Origin of the sequence: Pseudomonas sp. PS02303, from assembly GCF_029959925.1 — a bacterium.
Classification (GTDB): domain Bacteria; phylum Pseudomonadota; class Gammaproteobacteria; order Pseudomonadales; family Pseudomonadaceae; genus Aquipseudomonas; species Aquipseudomonas mandelii.
Map to the genome: position 1 here is coordinate 1 of NZ_JASCOM010000231.1, position 9212 is coordinate 9212.

Below are 9212 nucleotides of genomic sequence, written 5' to 3' on the forward strand. Positions count from 1 at the left end.
CGATTGCAGTGTGTCAGTCACGCAATTATTGACTGAAAGTCCGCTATCGCGAGCAGGCTCGCTCCCACAAGGGAGTTGTGTTGTATTGGGCCCGGTGTCTGGTCTTAAGACCGAAACACCGGGCCAAGTTCCTCAGGCAATCCCCAAAACCTTGAAAACAAATGCGTATTCGAGTGCTACGTCACGCAATCCCTGGTACCGACCGCTCATCCCGCCATGCCCGGCGCCCAGTTCAGTCTTGAGCAACAGGGGATTGGTGTCGGTTTTGGTCGCGCGCAATTTCGCCACCCACTTCGCCGCTTCCCAGTACTGCACGCGGCTGTCGTTGTAGCCGGCGATCACCAGGGTCGCCGGATAGGCTTGCGCGGTGACGTTTTCGTAAGGGGCGTAGGCCTTGATCCGCTCATAAACGTCCGGTTCTTCAGGATTGCCCCACTCGTCGTATTCGGTGACGGTCAACGGCAGGTCCGGGTCGAGCATGGTGTTGAGCACGTCGACGAACGGCACTTCGGCAATGGCCGCGCCAAACAGCTCGGGTCGCTGATTGAGCACCGCGCCGATCAGCAAACCGCCGGCACTGCCGCCGCTGATCGCCAATTGTGCTGAGGTGGTGAAGCCGTTGTCGATCAGGTGCTCGGCACAGGCGATAAAGTCGCTGAAGGTGTTGTGCTTGTGTTCCTGCTTGCCGGCGCGATACCAGGCCTCGCCCAGTTCACCGCCGCCCCGTACGTGGGCAATGGCAAACGCCACGCCGCGATCCAGCAAGCTCAAGCGGGCATGAGAGAACCACGGGTCAAGGCTTTCGCCATAAGCGCCGTAGCCGTACAGGTATAGCGGCGTCGGCTGACCGAGGGCTTCGCGCTTGACCACCAGGCTGATCGGTACTTGCGTGCCATCGGGTGCCGTCGCCCACAGGCGCTGGCTGACGTAGGCGTCGGCGTCGAACGGGCCGAGCACCGGGGTTTCCTTGAGTACTTTCTGCTCGCCACTGTCCAGCTCCAGCTGGCGTATTTGCGCCGGACGGTTCAGGGCTTCGTAACGCAGGCGGATCCGCTCGCTGACAAACTCCAGGCTGTTCTGCACATGCAGGCTGTACGCCGCATCCGGCAGTTGCACGCGGTAGCTCGGCAAATCCTGCGGGTGGACTTCAATCACCGGCAAGCCACCGACCCGCAGGCTCAACGTCATCGCGCCGACGTTCAGGCTCATGCCCTCGATCATCGTGCTGTCGCTGTGGGGGATCAGGTTCTGCCAGTCGGCCTCGGTGGGCGCAACACCGGTATCGACGGCGGTGTACAGGGCAAAGTTGATGCCGTCGCGATTGGTGCGGATGAACCAGGCCCACTCGCCGTTCAGCGTGCCGTGGTCAACGTCGTATTCATGGTCTTCAACCCGTGGCGCCAGGCAAGTAAAGGCCTGCTGCGGCTGCGAGGCGTCGAGGGCCCAGACTTCGCTGGTGGTCTTGCTGCCCAGCGACAGCAGCAATTGCTGTTCGGAACTGGAGCGATAGCAATGCAGGAAGAAGCGGCCGTCCGGCTCGTTGAACACTTCCTCGGCCGCCGTGCCGTCCAGTCGATAGCGCAGCAGTTTGTGCGGACGGTGGGTGTCGTCCAGCTCGCCGAAAAACAGCGTCAGGCTGTCATTGGCCCAGGTCATGCTGCCGTCGCAATCCTGGAACTCAAGTTCGCTGACACGGCCGTTGGACAATTCCTTCACGAACAGCGTGTAGATCTCATCGCCCGTGGAATCGATGCTGTAGGCCAGACGCTGGTGATCCGGGCTGATGCTGAAGGCGCCGAGGGAAAAGAAGCCGCCATTGGCCAGTTCGTTCGGGTCCAGCAGCAGCTGTTCCTGGCTTTCGTCGAGTTGCAGGCTGTCATCGGCCGGGCGTGGGCAGCGGTAGTGGCGGGCGTATTCGTCACCGGCGGTGGTGCGCGTGTAATACAGGTACGGGCCCCAAGGGGAGGGCAGCGACAGGTCGGTTTCGAGAATCCGGCCCTTGATCTCCTCGAACAGGGTTTCGCGCAGCCTGGCCTGATCGGCGGTCTGCGCCTCTTGGTAGCTGTTTTCAGCCTTGAGGTAGTCGAGCACCGCGTCGGTGTCGCGCTCCTGCAGCCAGGCATACGGGTCAGGGCCGTCGGCCTTGTGGGCAATCGGGGCGCTGGTGACGTTGGCGGATAAGGGCATGAAGGACTCTCGGACGTTGTACGAAAAATAGGGTTTTGCAGGCGCAATGCAAATATTGATGCCTGTGCAGACCCTGTAGGAGTGAGCCTGTGTGGCCAGGGAGCTTGCTCCCGCTGGGTTGCGAAGCGACCCCAAAAGCGCTGCGACTGCTTCGCAGCCGAACGGGAGCAAGCTCCCTCGCCACAGTTCGCTCCCACATGGATTACGCCTGACGGGCGAAAAGTCGTTACTATAAGCGCCTCTTTGCCTGCCTTGCCATGGACACCATGACCGAGAACGACTATCTGATCGCTTGGGGCCTCTACGCCTTTGCCGCTTTAGGCTGCCTGTTGGTGTGGATGCGCATCACCCGCTGGATGTGGCGTTGGCTGCGTGAACCACTGCGGCTGCTGGTCGCCGTACTGCTATTCAGCCCGACCATCATCGACCCGGTGAAGGAAAAAGTGGCCCCGGCCATCGCCATCACTGCGCTCGATCTGCTGTTCAAGGTGGGCAACAACGCCTGGCGGGCGGTTTCCGACCTGTTCATGTACGGCATGATCGCCTTTGGCATTTATCTGGTGTTCGTGGCGATCCGGTTCCCTATTGAACGGGCTTCCAACGCTCGCAAGGAACAGGCCGCCGCCGCCAAGGCCGCCGCCCGGGTCGACGATCCTGACGACGATCATCCGTTCGGCGGTGCCGGCGATGATCGTTACGGTCGTCCGCCAGTGCCGAGCAACCCTCAGCGATTGCGGGTCGAACCGCGTTTGTAATCCGGCCTTGAAGCGAGAGTCCGAGCATGTGTGAGTTATTGGGCATGAGCGCCAATGTGCCGACCGATATCGTGTTCAGCTTCACCGGGCTGATGCAGCGCGGCGGCCGCACCGGTCCGCACCGTGACGGTTGGGGCATCGCTTTCTATGAGGGGCGCGGTCTGCGGTTGTTTCAGGACCCGGCGGCCAGCAGCGAGTCAGAAGTGGCGAACCTGGTGCAGCGCTATCCGATCAAAAGCGAAGTGGTGATCGGGCATATCCGTCAGGCCAACGTGGGCAAGGTCTGCCTGTCCAACACGCACCCTTTCGTGCGTGAGCTGTGGGGCCGCAACTGGTGTTTCGCCCATAACGGTCAGCTGGCGGATTTTCAGCCGATCAAAAGCTTTTATCGCCCCGTCGGTGACACTGACAGCGAAGCGGCGTTCTGTGACCTGCTCAATCGGGTGCGCGCAGCGTTTCCAGAACCGGTCGAGATCGAAGCGCTGCTGCCGGACCTGGTCGCCGCTTGCGCCGAATACCGCAGCAAAGGCGTGTTCAACTGCCTGTTGAGCGACGGCGACTGGCTGTTCTGCTATTGCTCGACCAAATTGGTCCAGATCACCCGTCGCGCGCCATTCGGCCCGGCGCGGTTGAAGGATGTCGATGTGATCGTCGACTTCCAGGCCGAAACCACGCCTAACGATGTGGTCACGGTGATCGCCACCGAACCCCTGACCGAAAACGAAACCTGGACCCGCTACGAACCGGGCCAATGGAGCCTCTGGCGACGCGGCGAATGCGTCAGCCAGGGCAAGACCGAATAAGGATCTCACCCGATGTTGCTCAGTTATCTACGGCTGGTGTTGTTTGCGGCGGGCCTGTTGATCGGTGTCCAGGTGCCCGGGTTCATCAGCGATTACGCGAAACGGGTCGAAGCGCATCTGATTGAGGCGCAAACCAGCCTGAGCGGTTTCCAGGGCACCGCCAATCAGTTCTTCAAGGGCGATATGCAGGCGCTGGTCGCCCATTACCGCGCCAGTGAAGACCCGATTTTCCGCAGCGACGCCGAGAGCCTGAGCACCTTGCTCACCCGTCAGGTGGCGCTCGATAAACAGTTCCACGCCATGCAGGGCCCGTGGTACATCCGCGTTCTGCAGGTCGCATTGGCGGCGGATCCGGATATTCGCAAGGAAACCTGGAATGGCTACAGCTACCAGATCCTGCTGACACCGGAAGCGATGATCTGGGGCATGAGCGGTGCGTTGCTGCTGTCCTTCGGCATTGAATGCCTGTTCCGTCTGATCGACTGGGTAGTGCTGGGCGGCAAACGCCTGCGCCAGAGCCGGCCGATCGAAGACCGGGATGTGCGCGGCCTGTAACACTGATCGCTCCCACGCAGAGCGTGGGAGCGATCATCATCAGCGCCGATCAGCGTGCGAGGACGATGTAGTCTTCACCCACCTTGCGCGCATACCCCTCCAGCACCTGCTGACACAACGCAACAATCTCCTCGACCCACTCCACACCCACCCGCCACGACACCACGACCTGCAAATTAGGCAGCTGTTGATCGATGGCCAGCAAGGTCAATTCCCCCCGCGCCAGTTCCTCGGCCACCAGAACCGGCGGCAACGCACCAATGCCGAATCCGTCGCGCAGCAACCGGGTAATCGCCGACACCGAGTTCACGCAGTTCAGCCGCGGCGTCATGACCCCGTTCGCCTGCATCAGACTCAGAATGTCCTGATGCGGATGTGAGTTTTTCGAGTAGGTAATGATCCGCTCGCGCGCCAGATCGGCAATGCCGGTGTACCCACGGTTGTAGATCGAATTGCTGGCGACAATCCAGCCCATCGGATGGCTCGCCAGTTCAAGGCTGCGCACGCTTTCCTGACGCACCAGATCGGTTTGCAGGATCAGATCGAGAAAGCCTTTTTGCAGCTGATCGCAGAGGTTGAGCGCCGTATCGGCCACCAGCTCGATTTCCACCCGCGGATAGTGATCCATCATCTGTGCCACCAACGGGCTCAGCCACGTGTGAATCACCGTGTCCATCACGCCGATCCGCACGCGCCCGACCTTGCTTGAGCGCGTCTCGATCGACTGCTTGAGGGCTTGCATGGTGTCCATCATCTGCTCGGCGTACTCGAGCACTTTCAAGCCTTCGGGCGTCAGGCTCACCCCCCGCGAGTCGCGCAGAAACAACTTCACCCCGAGCTCGCCTTCGAGCACCGCGATGCGGCTGGAAATCGATGCCTGGGTGGTGAAGAGCTTGTCAGCCGTCAGGCGGAAACTCTTGAGTCGGGCGACCCAGACAAAGGTCTCGAGAAATTTCAGGTTCATGGCGTTAAGTTTTTCTTATGCCTAGGGCGGGTTTTTATTAGTTGGACGCAGCAGGGCCGGACAACCAAAAATCAGGCCATCCGGTTCCCACGATAGGCGTCGTCGGGGCTCAGAACAATACCAATAAAATTTGCACGGAGAGTTGCCATGAGTGCGCCCGACACGCTCGATATCCCCAAAGCCACGTCTCGGCCGGGACCTTTCGACTGGTACCGCAACATCAATCAGCAGGAACGCCGCACCTTCTGGAGCTGCAAGATCGGCTATGGCCTGGACGGCATGGACACCCAGATGCTCAGCTTCGTGGTGCCGACCCTGATTGCCATGTGGGGCATCACGACTGGCGAGGCCGGGCTGATCCATACCAGCACGCTCATTGCGTCGGCCATCGGTGGTTGGGTGGCGGGGATTCTGTCGGACCGCATCGGCCGTGTGCGCACCTTGCAACTGACGGTGCTGTGGTTCGCCTTCTTCACCTTCCTCTGCGGCTTCGCGCAAAACTACGAACAACTGTTGATCAGCCGTACCTTGATGGGCTTCGGTTTTGGCGGTGAGTGGACTGCCGGCGCAGTGCTGATGGGCGAGGTGATTCGCGCCAAGGACCGCGGCAAGGCCGTGGGCATGGTGCAATCGGGCTGGGCGCTGGGTTGGGGGCTGACGGCGATTCTCTACGCGCTGCTGTTCTCGGTATTGCCGCCGGAAGATGCCTGGCGTGCGCTGTTCATCCTCGGCATCGTGCCGGCGATTTTCGTGATCTTCGTCCGTCGACTGGTCAAGGACCCGGAAATCTACCGCGAAGCCAAGGCCAAGCAGGAGCCGGGCAACGCCGCGAAGTTCTACGAGATCTTCGCCCCCGGTATCCTCTTCACCACGATTCGCGCTTCGGTGCTGACCACGGGCGCGCTGGGCGGTTACTACGCGATCACGTCCTGGCTGCCGACGTTTCTGAAAAACGAGCGCGGTTTAAGCGTACTCGGCACGGGCGGTTATCTGGCGATGGTGATCGTCGGTTCCTACGTCGGCTACGTCATCAGTGCCTATTTGACGGACATCCTCGGCCGCAAACGAAACTTCATCCTGTTCGCCGTCGGCTCGTTCACCATCGTGTTGCTCTACACCCAGTTGCCGGTCAGTAACGGCGTGATGCTGTGGCTGGGCTTCCCGCTGGGCTTCTTCGCTTCGGGGATTTTCAGTGGCATGGGCGCGTTTTTGACCGAGCTGTTTCCGACACGGATTCGCGGTTCGGGGCAGGGCTTTTGCTACAACATCGGCCGGGCCCTGGCGGCGTTGTTTCCGTTGCTGATCGGTTTGATGAGCCAGAAGGTGCCATTGAGCGTAGGCATCGGGGCTTTTGCGGCGGTGTCCTACGGTGTGGTGATCCTTGCTGCGTTGAGCTTGCCGGAAACCCGTGGCAAACAACTTGAAGCCGAGTAGCTGATAATCTGCGGGCATCTGCCCGACAGCAAAAAAAGAAAATGCCTACAGGAGTGTTCACCGTGAGCCGCCTGCTATTGAATTGCGACATCGGCGAGAGTTTCGGCAACTGGACCATGGGTCTGGACGCCGAGGTCATGCCCTTCATCGATTGCGCCAACATCGCCTGCGGCTTCCATGCCGGCGACCCGAGCATCATGCGCAAGACCGTCGGCCTGGCCCTGAGTAACGGCGTGCAGATCGGCGCGCACCCGGCCTATCAGGATCTGGTGGGTTTCGGCCGCCGCTCCATGGCCTACACCGCCCAGGAACTTCAGGACATTTTGCATTACCAGATCGGCGCCCTCGACGGCATCTGCCGGGCCCAAGGCGGGCGCGTCAGTTACGTCAAACCCCACGGCGCAATGTACAACGACATGATGGCCAACCCGGCGCAATTGCGCGCGGTGCTTCAGGCCGTGGCGGCGTATGACCGGACCTTGCCGCTGATGCTCATGGCCACGCGCAACAACAGCGCCGCCCAGCAACTGGGTGATGAATACGGCGTGACCTTGTGGTTCGAAGCCTTCGCCGACCGTGCCTACGACAGTGCCGGCATGCTGGTTTCACGGCAACTGCCGGGGGCGGTGCACCACGATCCCGAAACCATTATCGAGCAAGCGCTGACCATCGCCCGTGGCGACAACCTCACCGCCAGCGACGGCAGCGCCTTGCACTTGCAGGCCAACACCCTGTGCGTTCACGGTGACAACGCCAGTTCGGTGGCCGCGGTGCGGCGGATTCGCGAAGCCCTTGATCAGCAGAGCGCACCATGAAACTGCGGGTTGAGGTGGTGGCGCTGGATTGCCTGATGGTGCGTCTGTTCGATGAAATTGCCGAAGCCAACATGCCGTGGATGCTGGCGGCCAGCGAAAACCTGCGCGCTGCGTTTGCCGGGCATCTGATCGATCTGGTGCCGTCTTACACGACGTTGATGGTGCATTACGACCTGACGGCGTTGAGTCCGACTCAAGCCCGGGAATTGCTCGCCCAAGCGCTGATCGACCTGTCACCCAACGCGAGCACTCGCGGTAAATGCCATGTGCTGCCGGTCTGGTATGACTTGAGCGTCGGTCCGGAGTTGAGCTTGTTGTCTCAGCGCAGCGGGCTGTCGGTGGACGAGGTGATCCGCCGCCACAGCGAGCGCGAGTATCAAGTGTTCGCGCTGGGTTTCGCGCCGGGGTTCGCTTTCATGGGGCTGGTGGAAGAAGTGCTTGCCGCGCCGCGTCTGAATACGCCGCGTAAAAAGGTGGCGGCCGGCAGTGTCGGCATCGCCGAGCGGCAAACCGCCGCCTACCCGGTGGTATCCCCCGGCGGCTGGAACCTGATCGGCCGTACGCCCGCCAAATTGTTCGACCGCGAACGCGATGGTTACAGCCTGATGCAACCGGGTGACACCGTGCGCTTTGAAGCGGTCGACCATGCGCAGTTCATCAACCTGGGCGGTGACGACACGCCATTGGAGGCCCAGGCATGAGCCGTCTATTGATTGAGGCGAGTACGCCGCTGTGCCTGTTGCAGGACGCGGGTCGTTTCGGCGTGCGGCATCTGGGTGTGACCCAGGGCGGCGGGCTGGATTGGCGTTCGATGTCGTGGGCCAATTGGTTGTTGGGCAATGGCCTTGATGCGCCGGTGATTGAAATCACCCTCGGCGGTTTCAGCGTCGTAGCCGAGGAAGACTGCGTGTTGGCGCTGGCCGGGGCGGACTTGGGCGCGCAAGTGGATGGCGAGGCATTGGCGCCGTGGCGCAGTTTCCGGCTGAACAAGGGCCAGCGATTGCAATTCACTCAACCGCTGCTCGGGGCGCGAGCTTATCTGGCGGCACCGGGCGGGTTTGACGCGCCAAAAGTGTTGGGAAGCAGCGCGACGGTGGTCCGTGAAGAACTCGGCGGCCTGGATGGTATGGGCCGGCCATTGGGCAAAGGCGCGCCGTTGAGCTATCGCGGGAGTGCGCTGTTATTGCTGCGGGAGTTACCGGCAGAACACCGGCCTAATTTCAAAGTCGATTCGCCACTGGATGTGGTCCTCGGCGCGCAGATCGGTGAGTTCAGCGGGCAGAGCCTGTTCGATGCGTTTAATAGCATCTGGACCCTCGACAGCCGTGCCGATCGCATGGGCATTCGCTTGCTGGGAACGCCGTTGCAGTACCAGGGCCAGCCGATGATTTCCGAAGGCATCCCGCTAGGCGCGGTCCAGGTCCCGCCGGACGGGCAGCCGATTGTGTTGCTCAATGATCGGCAGACCATTGGCGGTTATCCGCGATTGGGGGCGTTGACGCCGTTGGCACTCGCGCGGCTGGCGCAGTGCTTGCCGGGGGTGAAAGTGCGGTTGCGGCCGGTGGTGCAGGAGGTGGCGCATCGCGAACAGGTCGAGTATTTGCAGCGATTTTCAAACCGCTAAAAGCTTCGCGGGCAAGCCTCGCTCCTACAGGGTTGGTGCACGATGCACGAACACAGAAACCTGTAGGAGCGAGGC

Annotated in this window: 9 protein-coding genes; 7 read left to right on the forward strand and 2 right to left on the reverse strand. The window is 61.4% G+C overall.

The window, feature by feature from the left end:
- Positions 1-132: 132 nt before the first annotated feature.
- Entirely contained in the window at positions 133-2187 is a 2055-nt protein-coding gene (locus tag QMX98_RS28425; protein WP_200667894.1) for a S9 family peptidase, read from the reverse strand.
- A gap of 257 nt (positions 2188-2444) precedes the next feature.
- Between QMX98_RS28425 and QMX98_RS28430 the strand changes: the two genes are divergently transcribed.
- From QMX98_RS28430 to QMX98_RS28440, 3 genes are read left to right on the forward strand one after another with little or no spacing between them, the layout of a single operon-like run.
- A complete protein-coding gene (locus QMX98_RS28430) occupies positions 2445-2942 on the forward strand; it encodes an MFS transporter (RefSeq protein ID WP_145308124.1) in 498 nt (165 codons plus the stop codon).
- Positions 2943-2968: 26 nt separating this feature from the next.
- The gene (locus QMX98_RS28435; RefSeq protein ID WP_102595474.1) at positions 2969-3745 is read left to right on the forward strand and encodes a class II glutamine amidotransferase; all 777 of its coding nucleotides are present in this window, start codon (positions 2969-2971) and stop codon (positions 3743-3745) included.
- A 12-nt stretch (positions 3746-3757) separates the two neighbouring features.
- A complete protein-coding gene (locus QMX98_RS28440) occupies positions 3758-4300 on the forward strand; it encodes a DUF2937 family protein (protein WP_102595475.1) in 543 nt (180 codons plus the stop codon).
- A gap of 49 nt (positions 4301-4349) precedes the next feature.
- Here QMX98_RS28440 and QMX98_RS28445 read toward each other — a convergent pair whose 3' ends face one another.
- Positions 4350-5264: a LysR family transcriptional regulator gene (locus QMX98_RS28445; protein WP_010462116.1), complete on the reverse strand. Its 915-nt coding sequence runs from the start codon at positions 5262-5264 to the stop codon at positions 4350-4352.
- Positions 5265-5411: 147 nt separating this feature from the next.
- Here QMX98_RS28445 and QMX98_RS28450 point away from each other — a divergent pair, with 147 nt between their 5' ends.
- From QMX98_RS28450 to QMX98_RS28465, 4 genes are all read left to right on the forward strand, one after another.
- The gene (locus QMX98_RS28450; RefSeq protein WP_010462114.1) at positions 5412-6698 is read left to right on the forward strand and encodes an MFS transporter; all 1287 of its coding nucleotides are present in this window, start codon (positions 5412-5414) and stop codon (positions 6696-6698) included.
- 62 nt (positions 6699-6760) lie between these two features.
- Positions 6761-7513, forward strand: a complete 753-nt coding sequence (locus tag QMX98_RS28455) for a 5-oxoprolinase subunit PxpA (protein ID WP_282411730.1) — start codon at positions 6761-6763, stop codon at positions 7511-7513.
- Positions 7510-8214 (forward strand): 5-oxoprolinase subunit PxpB, encoded by a 705-nt coding sequence (gene pxpB / locus QMX98_RS28460; RefSeq protein WP_282411731.1) that lies wholly within the window; start codon positions 7510-7512, stop codon positions 8212-8214. The genes QMX98_RS28455 and pxpB overlap by 4 nt, the downstream gene beginning before the upstream one ends.
- A complete protein-coding gene (locus QMX98_RS28465) occupies positions 8211-9137 on the forward strand; it encodes a biotin-dependent carboxyltransferase family protein (RefSeq protein ID WP_282411732.1) in 927 nt (308 codons plus the stop codon). Before pxpB ends, QMX98_RS28465 begins: the two co-directional genes overlap by 4 nt.
- Positions 9138-9212: the final 75 nt, after the last annotated feature.

Coding starts and splice junctions, on each gene's coding strand:
- QMX98_RS28425 (WP_200667894.1), bottom strand. CDS start 2,187: ATGCCCTTATCCGCCAACGTCACCAGCGCCCCGATTGCCCACAAGGCC.
- QMX98_RS28445 (WP_010462116.1), bottom strand. CDS start 5,264: ATGAACCTGAAATTTCTCGAGACCTTTGTCTGGGTCGCCCGACTCAAG.
- QMX98_RS28430 (WP_145308124.1), top strand. CDS start 2,445: ATGGACACCATGACCGAGAACGACTATCTGATCGCTTGGGGCCTCTAC.
- QMX98_RS28435 (WP_102595474.1), top strand. CDS start 2,969: ATGTGTGAGTTATTGGGCATGAGCGCCAATGTGCCGACCGATATCGTG.
- QMX98_RS28440 (WP_102595475.1), top strand. CDS start 3,758: ATGTTGCTCAGTTATCTACGGCTGGTGTTGTTTGCGGCGGGCCTGTTG.
- QMX98_RS28465 (WP_282411732.1), top strand. CDS start 8,211: ATGAGCCGTCTATTGATTGAGGCGAGTACGCCGCTGTGCCTGTTGCAG.
- QMX98_RS28450 (WP_010462114.1), top strand. CDS start 5,412: ATGAGTGCGCCCGACACGCTCGATATCCCCAAAGCCACGTCTCGGCCG.
- pxpB (WP_282411731.1), top strand. CDS start 7,510: ATGAAACTGCGGGTTGAGGTGGTGGCGCTGGATTGCCTGATGGTGCGT.